This is a genomic window from Achromobacter sp. 01N37 (assembly GCF_056399725.1).
Genome location: NZ_JBFTRX010000019.1, coordinates 79,849 through 98,458, shown reverse-complemented (window position 1 = coordinate 98,458; position 18,610 = coordinate 79,849). Strand labels below are relative to the sequence as shown.

General features: G+C 63.7%; 14 protein-coding genes. 5 read left to right on the top strand and 9 right to left on the bottom strand.

Features of this window, described 5'->3' with window-relative positions; translation table 11 throughout:
- Nucleotides 1-135: 135 nt before the first annotated feature.
- Together AC1DSJ_RS27275 and AC1DSJ_RS27270 are read left to right on the top strand one after the other, a co-directional pair.
- A complete protein-coding gene (locus AC1DSJ_RS27275) occupies nt 136-3,117 on the top strand; it encodes an autotransporter outer membrane beta-barrel domain-containing protein (protein ID WP_441372192.1) in 2,982 nt (993 codons plus the stop codon).
- Between the two features lie 214 nt (nt 3,118-3,331).
- Nucleotides 3,332-3,694 (top strand): DUF1294 domain-containing protein, encoded by a 363-nt coding sequence (locus AC1DSJ_RS27270; RefSeq protein WP_175168899.1) that lies wholly within the window; start codon nt 3,332-3,334, stop codon nt 3,692-3,694.
- 7 nt (nt 3,695-3,701) lie between these two features.
- Here AC1DSJ_RS27270 and AC1DSJ_RS27265 read toward each other — a convergent pair whose 3' ends face one another.
- The 7 genes from AC1DSJ_RS27265 to AC1DSJ_RS27235 form a co-directional block, all read right to left on the bottom strand.
- Complete coding sequence (locus tag AC1DSJ_RS27265; RefSeq protein ID WP_175168900.1) at nt 3,702-4,493, bottom strand: bestrophin-like domain; 792 nt, start codon at nt 4,491-4,493, stop codon at nt 3,702-3,704.
- A 33-nt stretch (nt 4,494-4,526) separates the two neighbouring features.
- Nucleotides 4,527-6,143: a sensor domain-containing diguanylate cyclase gene (locus AC1DSJ_RS27260; RefSeq protein ID WP_441372191.1), complete on the bottom strand. Its 1,617-nt coding sequence runs from the start codon at nt 6,141-6,143 to the stop codon at nt 4,527-4,529.
- Nucleotides 6,144-6,248: 105 nt separating this feature from the next.
- Nucleotides 6,249-8,774: a DNA ligase D gene (gene ligD / locus AC1DSJ_RS27255; protein ID WP_441372190.1), complete on the bottom strand. Its 2,526-nt coding sequence runs from the start codon at nt 8,772-8,774 to the stop codon at nt 6,249-6,251.
- A 1-nt stretch (nt 8,775) separates the two neighbouring features.
- A complete protein-coding gene (gene ku, locus AC1DSJ_RS27250) occupies nt 8,776-9,750 on the bottom strand; it encodes a non-homologous end joining protein Ku (RefSeq protein WP_441372189.1) in 975 nt (324 codons plus the stop codon).
- A 98-nt stretch (nt 9,751-9,848) separates the two neighbouring features.
- The gene (locus AC1DSJ_RS27245; RefSeq protein ID WP_441372188.1) at nt 9,849-11,066 is read right to left on the bottom strand and encodes a PepSY-associated TM helix domain-containing protein; all 1,218 of its coding nucleotides are present in this window, start codon (nt 11,064-11,066) and stop codon (nt 9,849-9,851) included.
- 34 nt (nt 11,067-11,100) lie between these two features.
- Nucleotides 11,101-13,356 (bottom strand): TonB-dependent receptor family protein, encoded by a 2,256-nt coding sequence (locus AC1DSJ_RS27240; protein WP_441372187.1) that lies wholly within the window; start codon nt 13,354-13,356, stop codon nt 11,101-11,103.
- Nucleotides 13,357-13,648: 292 nt separating this feature from the next.
- On the bottom strand, nt 13,649-14,098 hold the full coding sequence (locus tag AC1DSJ_RS27235) for a DUF6389 family protein (protein ID WP_054422190.1): 450 nt from the start codon (nt 14,096-14,098) through the stop codon (nt 13,649-13,651).
- A 354-nt stretch (nt 14,099-14,452) separates the two neighbouring features.
- On the opposite strand from AC1DSJ_RS27235, the gene AC1DSJ_RS27230 reads away from it, so the two are divergent.
- Complete coding sequence (locus AC1DSJ_RS27230; protein WP_441372233.1) at nt 14,453-15,748, top strand: APC family permease; 1,296 nt, start codon at nt 14,453-14,455, stop codon at nt 15,746-15,748.
- Between the two features lie 18 nt (nt 15,749-15,766).
- Complete coding sequence (locus AC1DSJ_RS27225) at nt 15,767-16,681, top strand: SAM-dependent methyltransferase (RefSeq protein ID WP_476760424.1); 915 nt, start codon at nt 15,767-15,769, stop codon at nt 16,679-16,681.
- A gap of 146 nt (nt 16,682-16,827) precedes the next feature.
- Here AC1DSJ_RS27225 and arsH read toward each other — a convergent pair whose 3' ends face one another.
- Both arsH and AC1DSJ_RS27215 read right to left on the bottom strand, forming a co-directional pair.
- The gene (gene arsH / locus AC1DSJ_RS27220; protein WP_441372185.1) at nt 16,828-17,586 is read right to left on the bottom strand and encodes an arsenical resistance protein ArsH; all 759 of its coding nucleotides are present in this window, start codon (nt 17,584-17,586) and stop codon (nt 16,828-16,830) included.
- Between the two features lie 33 nt (nt 17,587-17,619).
- Nucleotides 17,620-17,931 (bottom strand): ArsR/SmtB family transcription factor, encoded by a 312-nt coding sequence (locus tag AC1DSJ_RS27215; RefSeq protein ID WP_175168906.1) that lies wholly within the window; start codon nt 17,929-17,931, stop codon nt 17,620-17,622.
- A 166-nt stretch (nt 17,932-18,097) separates the two neighbouring features.
- On the opposite strand from AC1DSJ_RS27215, the gene AC1DSJ_RS27210 reads away from it, so the two are divergent.
- Nucleotides 18,098-18,595: an Rrf2 family transcriptional regulator gene (locus AC1DSJ_RS27210; RefSeq protein WP_441372184.1), complete on the top strand. Its 498-nt coding sequence runs from the start codon at nt 18,098-18,100 to the stop codon at nt 18,593-18,595.
- Nucleotides 18,596-18,610 lie beyond the last annotated feature (15 nt).

Sequence of the window (18,610 nt, the reverse complement as noted above, 5' to 3'; positions counted from 1 at the left end):
GGTATACATTGCGTCCTTTTTTTCGACGGCGCGTTCCATTTATTAGCCTATTTTGCCGTAACGTAATTATACGTTTACAGTAATTTAGTAATGCGTGGGCGCCGGATTAATAATCAGAAGACAAGGACTCACGTTTTGATAAATGGCACGAAGAAGTGGCTGACAGCAACGCTCGCTTTGAGTAGTACGTACTGCGGTGGCGTCATGGCCGCGGACCTGACCGTTACCTCGGGCAATACGCAGGTGTTCGATGGTTCGGTGAACTATCCCGGCGGCGTCGATGTGAACGGCGGCACGCTGGTGATTGGCGGCAATGGCGGCGGCGCTGGCGTTGCCGTCACGGGTAACGTCAATGCCGCGTCGAACGGCACCGTCGCAGGCTTTGGCCGGATCAATGGCGACTTGAACGTGTCGGGCAACTCGCGCGTTGCGCCGGGTTATTCCGTCGGCACGCCGACCGGTGTGTCCAACGGCAATCTGGTCGTGAACGGCAACCTGTCGATGAACAATGCCGAATTTGCATTTGAAACCGGTTACGCCGGACTGCCGATTACGCAACCCGGCACCGGCGACAACATCACCGTTGGCGGCAATGCAGCCATCAACAACACCACGCTGAACGTCACCGTCAACACGTTGGGCGTCAACGCGGGCTACTACCGAATTCTGTCTTACGGCGGCACGTTGAGCGGCAACGGCCTGACGTTGGGCACGGTAACGGGCGACTCGCAGCCCGGCGCCACCATCCAGTCGCTGACGGGTGACAAGCAGATCAACCTGATCCTGGGTCCCAGCACGACCAACTTGTGGAACGGCAATGGTGTGGCGTCCGCGACCCGTTCGGGCGGCGGCGATGGCACCTGGACGGCGGCCAGCACGAATTGGAACAGCCCCACCAACGCCACGGGCGCCCTCCCCGATGCCGGCTATGCCATTTTCACGGGCGCGGCCGGCACGGTCACCGTCGACGGCAGCGCCGGCCCGGTGCGCGTATCGGGCCTTCAGTTCGCCACTGACCGGTATCGCCTGCAAGGCGCGCCCATCACGCTGGTTGGCAGCGGTGGCAACCCGCCGGCCATTGTCGTGGGCGACGGCACGTATGCGTCCGGCCAGTTCGTCGACATCATCGACAACCCGCTGCAAGGCACGCAGGGCTTCGTCAAGACCGGCCCCGGCTCGGTCATCCTGACCGCCGACAGCAGCGGCCTGACCGGCCCCATCTTGATCGCCGACGGCGCGCTGGAGATCGACGGCAAGCTGAACGGCCCCATTGATATCGGCCGCGAAGTGGTGCTGGCAGGCGTTGGCCAAGTGGGCACCACCACGCTCTACCCCACCGCTGTCGTGTCGCCCGGCAACGATGGCTCGCCCATCGGCACGCTGACCGTCAACGGAAACATGACCTTTGGCGAAAACACGATCTATCGCGTGCATGCCGACCCGGCCAGCAGCGCCAGCGACCGCATCCACGTCACGGGCGTCGCCTACCTGGATGGCACGGTGGCGCATGTGGGCCCCGACGGCAATTACGCGCCGCGCACCACCTACAACATCCTGACGGCGGACGGCGGCGTGCAAGGCACGTTCAAGGGCGCATCCAGCTCGTATGCGTTCCTGACGCCCACGCTCAGCTACGACGCCAAGAATGCGTTCATGACGCTGACGCGCAACGACGTGCCGATCGGAAGCATCGGCGGCTCGGACAACGCGAACAATGCGGGGAATGCGTTGGATCAGCAAGATCCGCCCGCGACCGGCAACGGATCGTCGTCGGCTGGAAACGGCTCGGCGTCTACGGGGAATGGGTCGGCCTCCACGGGTAACGGCTCGACGGGTAACGGCTCGACGTCGACGGGTAACGGCTCTGCCACGACCGGGAACGGATCGACTTCGACGGGAACGGGGACGACCACCGGGACCACTGGCACGACTACTGGCACGACCACCGGAACGACCACTGGCACGACGGCGGGGACCACCCCTGCACCCACCACCGGATCTTCCGTCGTCGCAAGCGGCAGCGCAGCGGACAAAACTTCTGGCGCCAGCCAGGTGACCGCGGCCGTCCTGACCATGACCCCGGGCGAAGCGCGCTCGGCGCTGTCGATGCTGTCCGGCGAAGCCTACGCCAGCACGACGAGCGTCTTGCAAAGCCAGGGCGACATGGTGCGCACGTTGCCGTTGTCGCATTTCCGCGGCAACCTTGACGCCCCGGTGCTTGCTGGCCGGCCGACGGCCCAATTGGGTGCGCCCTCGGCTGACGCGCTGCCGCAAAGCGGTGCCTCGCCCGTCTGGGCGCAGGCGTTCGGCAATTGGAGCAAGTTCGGCGGTGATGGCAACGCGACAAGCGTCAGCCAATCGGCGGGCGGCATTTTCATTGGCGGTGATGGCGCGGTCGGCAACGGCTGGCGCCTGGGTGGCGCGCTGGGCTACATCGGCAGCCACAACTCGATGGCCGACGTGTCGTCACGCACGAATGTCGACAGCTACACCGCGGCGTTGTTCGGCGGGCGCAACTTCGAGGCTGGCGCGGGCCATATCCGCTTCATGGCAGGCGCGGCCTACACCTGGCACGAGATCGACGCGAAGCGCGATGTGGTGGCGGGCAGCCTGAATCAGCAGCTCAAGTCGTCGTACAACGCATCGTCGACGCAGTTGTTCACCGAACTCGGCTACAACGTGCCGCTGAACGATGTCACCAGCATCGAACCCTACGCCGGCCTGGCGTGGAACCAGCTGCGCACGCGTGACTTCAAGGAGTCCGGCGGAACGGCTGCGTTGCATGGGTCGAGCAGCACTGACGACGTCACCAGCACCACGCTGGGCCTGCGCGGCGCATGGCAGTTCGGTTCCGACGTGGCGCCGGGCCGTCTGACCGCATCGTTGGGCTGGCGCCATGCCATGGGTGATGTGAAACCCAAGCAGGAACTGGCGTTTGACGGCGGCAGCACGTTCTCGGTGACGGGTGTGCCCATCGCACGCGATGCCGCCGTGGTGGGTCTGGGCGCCGAAATGGCGATCACGCGCAACACGACGGCGGGCGTTTCCTACGACGCGCAGTTCGGCGGCGGCAACCGCCAGCAATCCGGCGTGTTGAAGCTGGCCGTGCGTTTCTAAGCAGACGCCAACAGGCAAGCAGGCGTAATGTTTGCGGCGCCTGCTTGCAAGCGTCGGGTTTGCGGCGTCTGCTTGCAAGCGCCAACATCGCGGCTCGCTGCAAGCTAGCGTCATCATCGCGGCGCGCTGCAAGCACGCGTCATCATTGCGGCGCCTGCCTTGGCCAGCCCTTCGAGGATAATGGCGGCTCTTCACATCAACTCGGACTTTCCGAATGCTGATTGCGCTGTTTGTCTTCGCTTACGGGCTGGCCGCTTACTTTTGGGGCGTGCCGCTGTGGGTCGGGCTGGCTTATGTGGCGCTTAGCCTGATCACGTTCGCCGTGTACGCCTATGACAAGTCCGCGGCCAGGGCCAAGCGCTGGCGGATATCGGAACGGACGCTGCATGCGTGGGCGCTGGTCGGCGGTTGGCCGGGCGCGTTGCTGGCGCAGCAACGACTCCGGCACAAGTCCGTGAAGCCCAGCTTCCGGGCGTGGTTCTGGGTCACGGTCGGGCTGAACGTGGCGGCGTTTGCGTGCTTGGCGTCGCCCATCGGCCGCACGTTGCTCGGCCGCCTGACGCCGCTGCTGGCTTGACTGCCCCCTACTTCGAAACTCCCTCTGCCGCGCTACCCATCGCCTGCCGTTGCGATAGCAGCAAGGCGTCGCTTTGGTCGATGCGTATCGCCCCGATACGCGGAAATTCGAAGTCAACAATGATGTACAGCGCCACCGCCATCACCAGCGCGTAGATCATCTGGTGCAGCAAGGTGTCGCGCTTGGCGCCGGCCAGGTTGATGCCGATCAGGCACGCGCACACCAAGGCGAGGAAGCCCAGGAACATATACGTGACGATGGGCGGATGCACTTTCTGCGCCACGGTTTGCGCCGTGGCCGAGTCGAACATGTCATTGACCGACGCGATGTATGACGCGGCAAACGGCGGCACGGCGTGCTTGCTGGCGGCGATGGAGCTTTTCCAGATCTCGTTCTGCAGGGCGCCCACCTTCGTGGCGATGGCGTCGCGGTGCTCCAGGTCGGCCACGTGCTTGTAGTAACTGACCCGTTCGTCCACGTAGCGGCGGAATTGGTCACGCAAGAGGGGCTGGTCGTCGGCATTGAGCAAATCAATGCGCAGCCACGCCGTGCCGATCGCGTTGACTTCGACAACCAGCAGGTTGCGCCGGTCGGCCATGCGTTGGGCCGCGCCCGAGAACGTGAAGGCGATCAGCAAGCCAAGCAATGCGAACACAGAGGCCTCGATGGCCGCCGACCCCGCCGTGCCTTTGTCATCGCCGGCGTGCCGGCGCCCCAGGTATCGCCCCACGCGGATCGCGCCAAGCAACAGAAAAAAGAAGACAACCGCCGCGCCAACCAGAACAAATGAATAGTTCAAAGTGCCACCTACGTTCAGCCTTCGTTGATCGGACTACCCTTCCCACAGCGTGACCCGGTTGCGGCCTGCTTCTTTCGAGGCATACAACGCCAGGTCAGCGCATTTGACAACAGCTTCGGGCGAATTTCCATGCTGTGGCCATAACGCCACGCCCACCGACACCGTGACGTGGCCCACGCCCTCCGGCATCGGCTTGGCGGCCACGCTTGCCCGGATGCGTTCGGCCGTGTGCATGGCCACGTCGGCCGTGGGCGCGTGAACAATCACCACGAATTCTTCGCCGCCGATGCGAAACGGCCGGTCTTGCTGGCGCACGCTGCTGATCAGCGTATTCGCCAATGAAATCAGCACCTTGTCACCCACCGGGTGGCCATGGACGTCGTTGACTTGCTTGAAATGGTCCAGGTCCAGCGCAATCACCGCAAAGGGCGAACCAGCCGCCACCAGTTCGTCAAAGCGCTGATCCAGGGCGCGGCGGTTCATCAACCCCGTCATGGGATCGGTCATTGTTTCTGTATTCAGCCGCCCCACTTCGCGCCGATGCTGGGCCAAGGTGGCGACCAGCGCCTGCCGCAGTTGGTCCGCTTCGTCGTACCAGGTCGTCAGCGTGCTGGCGCGCGGGTCTTGGGCATCTACGGCTTTGGAGCTGGCCAGGGCGCGCGTCAACCGCGTCAAGGGGTGTGCGATGGCGTACGCCAATGCGCAAACCAGGATCAAGGTCAGGACAATGGCGGGGATGGCAAGCCGCAACGATTCGGCCAGCAGCGATTTCACCGGGGACAAGGCCTCGTCAAGCGGCCGTTGCATGACGACGGCCCACTTGCCTTTGGTGATGGGCGCATACCCGGCAAGCATCGTGCTGCCCGTGGCTTCTTTGATTTGCGCGGAGCCTGGGCCAGAGGTCGGCGAGATGTCGGCCTTGATCAGGCTGAGCACCGACGGGTCCGGCCCGCTGGTCTGGTGGCTGTACAACACCTGGCCATCCACGTTCACCAAATAGACGTCTGTGCCGTCGGCATAGGCGTGCTCACCGATGAGCTTGTCCAGCCGGCTGCCGCGTTCCAGGATGACGACCGCCGCAACAAAGCCCGCGATAGCGCCTGCCGGGTTGACGATGGGTTCCACCAGCATCAGCGCGGCGCGTTGGTCTTCGCGCGTGCAGCAGGGCATGACCCAATCCGCCCGCCGGCGTTCTTTCATGCCCAATTCTTGAAGTGTTTTCACGCCGGACAACACCGCCGACGCCTGGCCCGAATGCGCGATGACCACGCCGCTGGCGTCCGCAAGCATGGCGGCGGAAACGCCCTGGGTCTGGGTGGCCAGACGCGACAATTCCGTCACTGCCGCCGCCCGTGCGTCCGATGAGACTGACGCGGCCGAAGAGGTGGCAGATTGTGTGGCCGAGGACGAGATTGAGGAGGCCGATAGGCGGCCCGCGCTGGCCGTCAGCTGCCGGTGTACCGAATCGATATACAGGTTGATGAATTCGGCCAGCTTTTCCGAATAGGCCAGATTGGATTCCAGCGAATTCTTGACCACTTGCGCCTTCTGCACCTGATAGCCGGCGTAGAGCGCGTTGAAAAAGCCGATGGCCACGCTGAAGATGGCCAAGGCGATCAGTACCGTCAACAGCCCTACTTTTCTTTTCATCGGGAAGCGTCCTACCCGCTAGCTGCCAGCGTGCAGAATACAGAATCGATGAAACAGGGTCTAGGCCGGTGGAGCGGGTGACTTGGGCGGGTTCACTTGGGCCCGTCACTTGGCCGGATCGAACGCCATCGCCGCCATCGCGCGCCCCACCGCCTGCGGCGCGTAGCCGTCCCACGGGGTGTTGCCCGCATCCAGCCGCGTATGGATATTGCTGATGGTCCAGTGCGCGCTGCTCTTCAAGTCCGCGAGTTCGTCCCAGGCGACGGGCACCGACACCCCCATGCCTGGCCGGGCGCGGGCCGACCAGGCGGCTACCGTTGTGGCGCCGAAGCCGTTGCGCAGATAGTCGACGAAGATCTTTCCGACCCGGTTTTTCGGCCCGCTCTTGGCGACGAATATCTGCGGCAAGGTCGCGGCCATATGCGCCACGATACGCTGCGAGAACGCCTTGATGGTGTCCCAATCCTGTTGCCGGCGCAGCGGCACGACCACATGCAAACCCTTGCCGCCGCTGGTTTTCAACCACCCTTCCAGGCCAATCTCTTGCAGCATCGTGCGCATGAGCTGCGCCCCCTGTTGCACCGCGGGCCAGTCCACGCCTTCGCCGGGGTCCAGGTCGAACAGCATGCGGTCGGGTTTGCTGATGGCGGTTTTCACCGCATTCCAGGTGTGGAATTCCACCACGTTCATCTGCACGGCCGACATGATGGCTTCGGCCGTAGGCACTTCCAACAGCGGAGGATGATCAGGGTCGAGTTCGGCCGGCAGGGATTTGACGCCGGGCATGGCCGCTTCCAAGTGCTTCTGGAAGAAGAACGGCGCGTTCAAGCCGCCTGGCGCGCGCAGGAATGACACGGGGCGGTCTTTCAGGTGCGGCAGCAGCAAGGGCGCAACCAGTCCGTAGTAGCGGGCCAGGTCCAGCTTGGTGATTCCGGCGGACGGGTCAATCACCCTTTCGGGATGCGTGAGCTTGGCGGGCTTGGTGCGTGGGGTGGCCGGCCGTTCCCGCTTGATCTGCCGTGCCGGTTTGTCGTCGCGCAGTCCCCGGAACACCGAGTGCCGGATATGGCCGTCGCTGGTCCATTCGCCAAACGACACCTCGGCGACGCGTTCCGGCTTCACCCAGTGCACGCCCTTCGCCTGTCCGCCTGACACGGGTTTGTCGTGGGTTTCAATGCGCGCCAGGTCCTTTTGCAGCGCGATCAGCTTCGCCCGGTCAAAGCCCGTGCCGACCTTGCCCGCATAGCGCAACGCGCCATCTTCATCGTGCACCGCCAGCAGCAGCGCCCCCAGCCCTTCGCGGGACCCTTGCGGCGCGGTGTAGCCCACGATCACAAATTCCTGGCGCTTGGCGCATTTGATCTTCAGCCAGTTGTCGCTGCGCCGCGACACATAGCGCGACGACAGGCGCTTGGCGATGATGCCTTCCATGCCCATCTTGCAGGCGGACGCCACCAGACTTGCGGGCGTCGCGTTGAAGGCCTCGCTGAAGCGCAGGTGGTCGTCGTGTGATGTTTCCATCAACTGCGCCAGCAACGCCCGGCGCACGTGCAGCGGTTCGTCCCGCAAGTCGCGCTGGCCAATGAACGGCAGGTCGAAAGCGTAGAAGATGATGTTTCCGGTGCGGTCGCCATCGAAGGCGTTTTGCAAGGCCTGGAAATTCGGCACGCCGTTCTCGTCCAGCACCACCGCCTCGCCGTCCACCCAGGCGCATTTGGCGGGCAGCTTGCCGAAGGCTTCGGCAATATGCGGCAGCTTCGCCGTCCAGTCATGCCCGTTGCGGGTATACAGCTTGACGTCGTCGCCATCGATGCGGACCAGCAAGCGGTAGCCGTCGAACTTCAATTCGTACAGCCAATCGTCGGACTCGGGCGGCGCGCCGTCGATCAAGGTGGCCAGTTGGGGTTTAAGCGACGCGGGCAAGGCAGCCGCGTGGCCGGGCAGCCTGCCCTCTTCTGCGGCGGGCTTGGACTTGGACTTGGAATCGGGCACGGCGTCAGGTTTGGAGTTCGGCTTCGCCCGGGCGTTGGCCTTGCCCGTCGTTTTGCCCTTCGCCGCCTTCGCCCCTTTGTCCCCCTTTGCCCTTAATGGCACGACGCTGTCGGGCATCTCATCCACCACGCTGAAGTCAGCCTCGGCGCGCGCGAAATCGTCGCGGTCTTTGATCAGCAGCCAGGGCGGCTGCTTGTCGCTTTCCTTGCCCTTCATTCGAACCAGCGCCCATCGGCCCTGCATTTTCTTGCCCTGCAAGTCGAACTTCAGGTGGCCTTCCCGATAGCCTTTGCGGGCATCACCCACGGAGACCCACACGCCTTCGTCCCAGATAATGACCTTGCCCGCGCCGTACTGCCCTTCGGGGATCTGCCCTTCGAACTGGTTGTAGGCGATGGGGTGATCTTCTACCTGCACCGCCATGCGCTTAACCGACGGGTCGTAGCTGGGCCCTTTAGGCACCGCCCAGCTTTTCATCGCCCCATCCAGTTCCAACCGAAAATCGTAGTGCAGCCGGCTGGCCCAGTGTTTCTGAATGACGAAGGCGCGCGCGCTTTCATTGGGTTGGCCGCCTTCCGCCGGTTCAGACGTCACCTGAAAATTGCGCTTGTTCCGATAGGTCTTGAGCGAATCGGCCATGTCACGCCGCCTTGCGAGACTTCGCCGCAGTTTTCTGGGCGGGGGCTTTCTTTGCGGCTGTCTTTAGTTCAGCTGTCTTATTTGCAGCTGTCTTATTTGCAGCTGTCTTTTTTGCGGCCGTTTTGCCAGAGGCCGCCTTCTTCGCCGCCGGCGCCTTCTTGGCGGCGGGCGCCGCCTTCTTGCCACCCCTCAAGCTGCGTTGCAGCAACTCGGTCAGGTCGATGACGTTGTCCGCATAGGCCGGCGATTCTTCTTGCGGTTCCAACACCGACTCGGTCTTGCCCGCTTTCACCTTTTTCTCAACCAGCCCCATCACGGCGGCCTTGAACTCATCCTTGTATTCCGTCGGGTCCCATTTGCCGGACATATCGTCCACCAGCATCTTGGCCATCTTCAGTTCGCTGGCGCTGGGGGTCATGCCTTTGGCGCCGGACTTGGGCAGCTCCAGATCATCCATCGATTTGACGTCGTCGCCCCAGCGCATCAGGTTCAGCACCAGCGCGTCGCCCGACGGAATCAGCGCGGCCAGGTGCTGCTTGGTCTGGATCACGACCTTGGCAATACCGATCTTGCCGGTCTTGGCGAGCGTGTCGCGCAGCAAGGCATACACCTTCTGCCCTTTATTGATGGGCGCGACGTAGTACGGCCGCTCCAGATACACGAACGGCACGTCCGCCATGTCCACGAACTGTTGTATTTCAATGGTTTGCGTGGTGCGCGGGTAGGCGTCGGCAATCTCTTCCGGGGAAATGATGACGTACTGGCCGCCTTCGTATTCCACGCCCTTGACGATGTTGTCGCGGTCGATTTCCTTGCCGGTGCGCTTGTTGATGCGCTTGTAGCCCACCGGGTCCATCGAGCGCTTGTCCAGCCAGTCGAAGTCCACGCCGGACTCGGTGGTCGCCGTGTGCAGGCCGACCGGTATGTGGACCAGGCCAAACGAAATGGCCCCTTTCCAGATGGTTCTTGTTGCCATGATCAGCTCCTCTTATTAGAGAGTGATCAGCAAATAGTATTCCTGCGCGGGGTCGGTGCGGGCGGCTAGGGGTCGGTCTGCGGGCGGTCTGCGGGCGGCTAGCCGGCGGTCTGCGGGCGCCCTGCCCGCTTGATGGCCCGCCGTCGCCACCACAGCCAGGCGCCACTGATGCCCAGCCCGCCCAGCGCCAGTCCACCGATTGCCACCGCCGTTTCCAGCGCGACCCCACCTAATTCACCCGTATGCAGCGGATAGATCACCGCCGTGGCGCGGGCGCCCGGGTCCAGCTCGTTCCAGCGATGTACCGCCAACACTTGCGCCGTGCGAGGGTCGATCCAGACCGAGGTCATGCCATTGGGATGCGGATCATCGGCCAGCATCATCCGGAATCGGGTGGGCGCGTTGGCATGAGGCGGCACGACGATATAGCCGATGGGCGGCGCGTCGGGGAATTGCGCAACGGCGCGGGCCGCCAGCTGATCCAGTGTCCAGGGGGAACCGCCGGCCGGTTCGCCGGCCAGGGGCGGCAGCTTGGGCGCCTTGACGGGGGTTGCGCCGCTTAGCCAGGTGACGGCCGCGCCCAGCGGACGCCAGGCCATGTAGGCGCCGGTTGCCACCGACACCGCAATGAGCAGGCTCAATGTGGCGCCACCAACGCGATGCAGATCAAACAGCGACCGCAGCAAGCCCCGGTTCAACGCAATATTCCAGCCCTTTGCCCAATGACGCGGCCACCACAGGATCAGGCCCGTGATCAGCAGGAAGAGATAGGCCAGCGCCACCCAAGCCAGAATGGCTTTGCCCGTGCCGTCCAGGTACAGCGCGCTGTGCAGCTTGAACAGCACGTTCGCCACGCCCTCGGCGTCACCGCGCCGGCCCTGCTCGGCTCCCGTGGCGGGGTCCACGTACAGCGTGCCGCGCCACGAACCGCGTACCCGCACTTGCAGCGTTTCGCCGGGGTTGCGGGCGGGCCGGAATACCAGGTTGGCGCCGTCGCCGAATTCTTTCCGGACGCGGCCCAACACGGTATCAAGGGCTACGGGGGCTTGCGCAGGCGCGATTGCAGATCGGACGTCGGACGAGGCTTCGGGCCGGACGTGGGACTGCGCTTCGGAGCGGATGTCGGACTGCGCTTCGGACCGGACGTCGGACTGCGCTTCGGGGCGGACTTCAAAGAGCTGCGGGTTCGCCCAGCGGTCCAGCGCCGGCGTCACCACAAGCGCCGCGCCGGACAAGCCGGAGAAGATCAGCACCCAGCCGGCGCTAAGCGCCAGCCAGCGGTGCACCCGCAGCCACACGCCGCGCAGGCCCTTCATAGGAAGGCCCCGTTTTCGATTGTGCGGGCGCGGTTCAGAATGCCACCGACGCTTGCAGGTAGACGGTGCGCGGCTGGCCCACGAACTTGCCGCCGTTGTTGTCGGTGGAGCGCGTGTAGTAGCGGCGGTCAAACAGGTTCTTGATGCCCACGGCCACCTTCATGTTGTTCATTTCCTTGCCAAAGTCGTAGCCCGCGCGCACCGCCACCGTCGCAAAGCCGGGGATGTCACCCAAGCGGCCGCTGGCGTCTTCCTCGGTAACGTAGCCCGCGCCCGCATCCGGGGAACCGGGCGAATGTTGCTTGGATTGCGCGAAGACGTCGGCGTTAAACGTCCAGCGCTGCACCGCGTAGCGCGCACCAATGGAGGCGACCTGGCGCGAATACAGCGGCAGGTCGCGCCCTTCGAAAGCGCCTGCCTTGGCGATGGCTTGCGTGTAGGTGTAGGTGGCGTAGACGGACAGGCCGCGCAAGGCGTCGCTCAGGTCGCCCAGGTCGTACCGCAAGGCGGATTCCAGGCCACGATGGCGCGTGGCGCCCAGGTCGGTCCACATGCCCTCGCCCACGATGGAGCGCGTCAGCTGCAATTCCTTGTCGAAATCGATATTGAACAAGGTGAATTCGCCGCTCCAGGCCTCACCGGCAAAGTGCGTGCCGATTTCATAGGTCTTGGCCGTTTCCGGGTGCAAGCCTTCGGTGGTAGACGCCAACTGGCTGTACTGCTGCGGCCCGAACGACTTGCCGGCGTTGGCGAACAGCGACCATTTTTCATCCACGCGGTACAGCACCGACAAGGTTGGCAGCGTCACGCGCGAGTCGATTGACGGCGACAAGGCGCTGGTGACCGCGCCCGTGGCGGTATTGAAGTTGGTGACGTTGTTGTACGTGCTGATGCTTTCAAAGCGCACGCCGGGGGTGATGGTCCATTTGCCGATGTCGATACGGTCGTCGATATAGAAGGCGTGGGCGGTGGTGCCGCCGTCGCTCGTCTGGTAGGTCGGCATCTTCAGGTCGAAAGCGTCGCCGCCGGCCGCCGGGTTGTAGTACGCCGTGCGCCCCGCCACTTCCGAGCTGCTTTCCTTCAGGTAGCGGTAGCCCACGCTGATTTCCTGCACGAACGAACCCGAATCAAACAGGCGCGAATAGCGCGGTTCAAACCCGAAATAGTGGTAGCTGCGGGGGGCTGAGGTCAGGCGGAACTGGTTGGCCGTGGCGCCGGTTCCGGCTTGTTCGATGTCGCTGCCGCGATACGAGTCCACGTAATACGTCAGCACTTCGAAGTTGTTCACGCCGTCGTTATGCGTGTACTTCAGCGACCCGTCCGTGCGGCGGCCRGTGAATTGGTCATACTGGCGGGTGGATTGGAACGGGTCTTCCGAGTATTGCGCGGTGGTCAGGCCGCCCGGCATCCGGCCTTTGCCTTCGAAGTGGTGCAACGAGACGGCCACGTTGTCGGTCGACGAGAAGCGATAAGCGCCTTTCAGGATCACGTCGTCGATGTCGGTGGAATCGTTGCTGGACCGATAGCCGTCGCCGTGCGTGCCCGAATACAGCAGCGCGCCGCCCAGGCCTTGGTCAGTGGTGCCGCCCAGGAACAGGCTGGGCGTGGTCTTGACGTTGCCGCCGTGGCTATAGATTTCGCTGCCTACGTTCAGGCTGGTCGTGAAGTCCGTCGGAATCTGGCGCGTCACAAAGTTGATGATGCCGCCCACGTTCTGCGGGCCGTAGCGCACGGAGCCCGCGCCGCGCACTACGTCTACCGACTCCAGGTTGCCCAGCGACACCGGCGCCAGCGACAACTGCGGCTGGCCGTAAGGCGCATAGGCCATCGGCACGCCGTCCATCAAGATGGTGGACCGGGGCGACAGGCGCGACGTCAGGCCACGCACGCCCACGTTCAGCGACACGTCACTGCCGCCGGTGCCGTTGCTGTCTTGCACCTGCACGCCCGGAATCTGGCGCAGCACGTCACGCACATTGCTGGACCCGCTTTCCACGATCTGCTGCTGCTCGACGACCGTGCGGGCGCCGGGATGCGACAACACCTTTTCTTCGGTGGGCGTGCCAAGCCAGTCGCCCGTTACGGTGACGGCGGCCAACTCCCCTGCTTCGCTGGCGGCGGCGGCTGTGGCCGGTACGGCACTAGATGCTGTAGCAGATGCTGTAGCAGGCCCCGGGGCCGTCTGCGCCTGAGCCAAACCGGACAGACCTGCCAAGGCGGCGGCAATCGCCGCGGCGCGGCGGTTCAGCGGGAACGATGCCCGCGCTTGCTTAAGGTTGGCCTTAGCCATCTTGCTCTTCTCCAGACGCCTGCTGAGACGTCACCACAGGTAGCGGTCATCCTCAGTGCGACAGGAGGCAGCAAGAGTCAATGACACGACAGCCGGACACCCAGCGTCCGACTCCGGGCGGGAGTATAAATAGGATCTATTTGCAAGTAAATAGGCGCCAAAATGGTTGCCACGTTAAGCGAAATTGGCGCCTGGCTTGGGTTTCCGCTGAATGCAGAGGAAGCTAACGGGGCAGTTTAGGCTCCAACGTCGGAGCAACCTCGTGGCACCTTTTGGGGCAACTGCAGGCGAATTACGGCTTCAATTCGCGCGGCAAGGTCTTGCCCGCGTCGTCATCGCCATAGACCAAACCGGGCAACGGCGACCTTCCCTTTCCCGCCTGTTCCCACAGCACCTCGATCCAGTCCGCTGCCGTATCTGCAATGGCGTCATGCACGGCAAAGCCGGTGCTGTCGGGGGCGAACTGCGGCACCGCCGGGCTAAGGCCCTTGCTGGTGTGGCGGACGTCGAACAAGGTTCGGTGGGCATCCACCGCCTTGTTCAGCACATACAAGTCGGGGCCGTCCAGGCTGATGACGACCGAGAACGTGCCCTCGCCGTCCTGGTCGGGGAATATGCCAAATTGAATTTCGCGGGCTTTTTCCGGCAAGGCGGCAATCAGCGCAGCCAGTTTTTCTTGGGCGCGGCCGGTGTGCTGGTCCAGCACGCGGCGCAGTGCGATTTGGTAGTCGTGTTGATTCATCGGGAAATTTTACGGGTGGAGATGGCTAAAAAATACTTCATAAAGCACTTTAACTACATCACTTTAGGTGTAGGGAGTTTTATGCGCTAAATCAAGATGTTGCATTGTATTTGTGAAGTCATTTATAGATGCCGCGCGCAATGATCGTTCGATAGGTTTGGACTTTCCCGGGAAAACCCGCAGAAACTTTTCTGCTTTCGTTCGGGTCGCTAATGATTCAGGTTAATGTCAGGCGCCTTCTCCGGCACGCGCCGCGCCTGTGTCCCGCCGCCTATCCGAGAGCCTCCGATGACTACCTCCTCCTCGCCCGCCGCCCACACCGAGGTGGAGGACCCGCGCGCCGGTTTGTCAGTCATGGACGCGATCGTGGTCTTGGTGGGCGTGGTGATCGGCATCGGCATTTTTGGCTTCCCGCCGCTGGTGGCGCAGCATGCCGGCTCAGAAGCCATGTACATCGGCTTGTGGTGCGCCGGCGGCCTGGTGATGTTGGTAGGCGCGCTGTGCTACGCCGAATTGGGCTCGGCGTACCCCGGCGCGGGCGGCGAATATCTGTATTTGACTCGGGCCTGGGGCTCACGCGTGGGGTTGATGTTCGCCTGGGCGCGGTGCACGGTCATCCAGACTGGCGCCATCGCCGTTGTCGCCTATATCTATGGCGATTACGCCCAGCGCTTGATGCCGTTGGGGGCGCACGGCCCGGCGCTGCATGCCGCGATTTCCGTGGTCGCCCTGACGGCGCTGAACGTGATCGGCACGAAACACTCCAAGCGGCTGCAATGGGTATTTACCGTGCTGACGCTGCTGGCGCTGGGCGCCGTGTTGATCGCCAGCCTGTCCACCACCACCGACAGCACAGCCTTGGACGCCGCGCCCGCCGCGCTTACCGGCAACCCCGCGGGCTTGATGGGCATGGGCATGGTGTTTGTGTTGCTGACCTACGGCGGCTGGAACGAAGCGGCCTACCTTAGCGGCGAACTGCGCAATCCGGGGCGCAACATGAGCCGCGTGCTGCTCATCGGCACGGTCGTTGTGACGGGTGCGTATGTCCTGACCAATCTGGCGTTGCTGGAGATTTTCGGCCTGCAAGGCCTGCGTGACACGCCGGCGCTGGGCGCAGACGTCATGCAATTGGCGGCCGGCCCCTATGCCGCGGCCTTGCTCAGTTTGATGATCTGCGCGACGGCATTAAGCACCATCAACGGCACCATCATCACCGGGGCGCGGGTGTATTACGCGCTGGGGCGCGACGTGCCGCGGCTGCGGGGATTGTCTGGCTGGAGCGCACGCAATGCGACCCCGGTTGCGGCGCTGTTGGCGCAAGGCGCGATCACGCTGGCGCTTGTGGCGCTGGGCGCCTTCAGCCAGAACAGCGTGCAGACCATGGTGGCGTATACCGCGCCCGTCTTCTGGATCTTCATGCTGCTGGTCGCGGCGTCCGTCTGGCGCTTGCGCCAGATAGACCCGGATCGCGCCCGGCCGTTTCGCGTGCCGTTGTATCCGCTGCCCCCGCTGCTGCTGGCCCTGACGTGCGCCGGGCTGGTCTACTCCAGCGCCGTGTATGCGGGCGCTGGCGCGTTGATCGGGCTGGCCGTGCTGGCGGCTGGCGTCCCCATGTTGCGATTGCTCAAGCGTGCCCGGCTGCCGGGCTAACCCAAGGAACCTTCCATCATGAAACCTTCGACTCTGCCTCCCTACTCCGCCCGCCCGCCCGTTGCCGGTGTCCAGCGCGCTACGCAGACGCGCACACGCATGATGATGGTGGCCACCGCCATGGCGCTGTCGCTGGCGTTCGTGGCCGCCGCCAACGCCCAGCCGGCGGCCAAGACAGAGGCTAGGACAGTCACTACGACAGACGCCAAAGCGTCCGGCGACTACGTGCCCGACGTGGGCCAGGATGGCAAAGACGTCATCTGGGTGCCCACGCCGCAAACGCTCGTGGACAAGATGCTGGACATGGCCAAAGTCACGCCGCAAGACCGGCTGATGGACCTGGGCTCGGGCGACGGCCGCACCGTCATCACCGCCGCGCAGCGCGGGCTGACCGCGCAAGGCATTGAATACAACCCGGATTTGGTTGAGCTGTCGCGCCGCAACGCGCAACGCGCGGGCGTGGCCGACCGGGCCACCTTCGTCGCGGCCGACCTGTTCCAGACGGATTTGTCGAAGGCCGACGTGATCACCATGTTCCTGCTGTCGACCATCAACGAGAAGCTGCGCCCCACCCTGCTTCAGTTGCCGCCCGGCACCCGCGTGGTGTCAAACACGTTCCGCATGGGCGATTGGGAGCCGGATGCGGCCGAGACCGTCACTAAGGAGTGCTCCACCTATTGCACGGCGCTGCTGTGGATCGTGCCGGCCAAGGTCGACGGAAAGTGGGAGGTTGATGGCCAGACGCTGCATCTGACGCAGCACTACCAGATGCTGTCGGGCAAGCTGGGTTCGGCGGATATCTCGGACGCGCGCCTGGACGRCAAAGCGATTTCGTTCGTGGCCAACGGCGTGCGCTACACGGGCGAGGTCAATGGCAAGACCATGAGCGGCAGCGCCGCCGGCAAGGGAAGCTGGACGGCCAAGCGGATTTAGGAAATGGCGCGGCGCTCGGCCGCGGAGGACGAGATGAAAGCTGGCGGTGAACGCAGGCGGCGGCTGTGTAAGAGGTGAAAGCTGGCGCTGAACGCAGGCAGCGGCTGTGTAAGAGGTGAACACAGGCGCTGAACGCAGGCGGCGGCTTAGATTGCCGCCTGGCGCACGCGCTTGGACAGCGCTTCGGCAGACTCTTTGCGTTCGCTATAGCGATCCACCAGATACGGCGAGACATCGCGCGTCAGCAGCGTGAACTTCACCAGCTCTTCCATGACGTCGACGATCCGGTCGTAATACGCCGACGGCTTCATCCGGCCGGCGTCGTCGAATTCCTGCCATGCCTTGGCCACCGACGACTGATTCGGAATTGTCAGCATGCGCATCCAGCGGCCCAGAATGCGCATCTGATTCACCGCATTGAACGATTGCGACCCGCCGCTGACCTGCATCACCGCCAGCGTCTTGCCCTGCGTGGGCCGCACCGCGCCAAGCGTGAGCGGAATCCAGTCAATCTGCGACTTCATCAGCCCGGTCATCGCGCCGTGGCGTTCCGGCGAACACCAGACCATGCCTTCGGCCCATTGCACGGCATCCCGCAGCGCCACCACTTTCGGGTGATCTTCTGGCGCGTCGTCCACCAGCGGCAAGCCAGCGGGATCGAAGATGCGCGCTTCCGCACCAAAGCGCTGGAGCAACCGGGCGGCCTCTTCGGTGGCGTAGCGGCTGAATGAGCGCTCGCGCAGCGAGCCATACAGCAAGAGGATGCGCGGCGCGTGGGTGGACCGTGGACGGTCGAGGGCGGCGCCGATGTTGCTATCCACAAGCTCGGCAAGCAGGTTTGGCAGATCGGACGGGGAATCAGTGGGGGAATCCGCTGGAGATACGGATGGGAAGGAAGACGGCATTTGCATTGATGACAGCTTTTAATTCAGGGAAATTCAAAGGGAAACGTCGGGGCCGCAAGGTGCGCCTTGGCAGCAATGTTCGGTCAGGTACGCCAGCAGACCGTTCATCTGCGGGTACGCGGCGCGGTAGATAAGGTTGCGGCCCTGCTGCTCGGCCGTGACCAAGGCCGCATGCGACAACTCTTTCAAATGGAATGACAGCGCATTACGCGCCACGCCAAGCTGGTCGGCCAGAACACTGGGCGTCAGGCCCTCGGGGCCGGCAACGACTAGCGCGCGGAACACACGCAGGCGCTGCACATGGGCCAAGGCGGCAAGAGCGGATACGGCTTGATCTTCAGTCATGCGTGGATAATACAACGATTATTGAATCAATGAAAAGCGCTTATTTCGCTTGAGGATGAGGGGTTGCTTGGACGCTGATGGGCGATGCATTGCGGGGGGGTGCCGCTAGTGTTCGATCGCCCCTTGCGTTTGACCCTGCCCCAGATCATGCAATAGCATGCGTTGCATGAGACGAGACAGCAAACTTTCCGGTGTCCTCCACGTGTTGCTACACATGGCCGAAGCGCCCGGCCCCATGACCTCCGAAGACCTGGGCCGGGTCATGCAGACCAACCCCGTCGTTATCCGCCGCATCATGGCGGGCTTGCGCGAACAAGGCATGGTCCGATCGGAAAAAGGCCACGGCGGCGGCTGGACCATCTCGTGCGACTTCAACGACGTCACGCTGCGCGACATCTACGAAGCRTTAGGGTCGCCAGAGATCTTCGCCATGGGCAACCGCAGCGAATCGCCCGGCTGCCTGGTGGAAGCCGCCGTGAACAAGGCGCTGGACGGCGCCTTCGAAGACGCGCAGGCGTTGCTGATGGAGCGGTTTGGCGGCGTGACGCTGGCCGCCCTTAGCCGGGATTTTCACGAAGGCATGGTCACGCAAGGACGCCGCATCGACTTCAACGCCATCCATGCGAACGACGGTGAAGACGCCGCAGCGGAGGCGTCGTCTTAGGGCGGGTTCCTGATC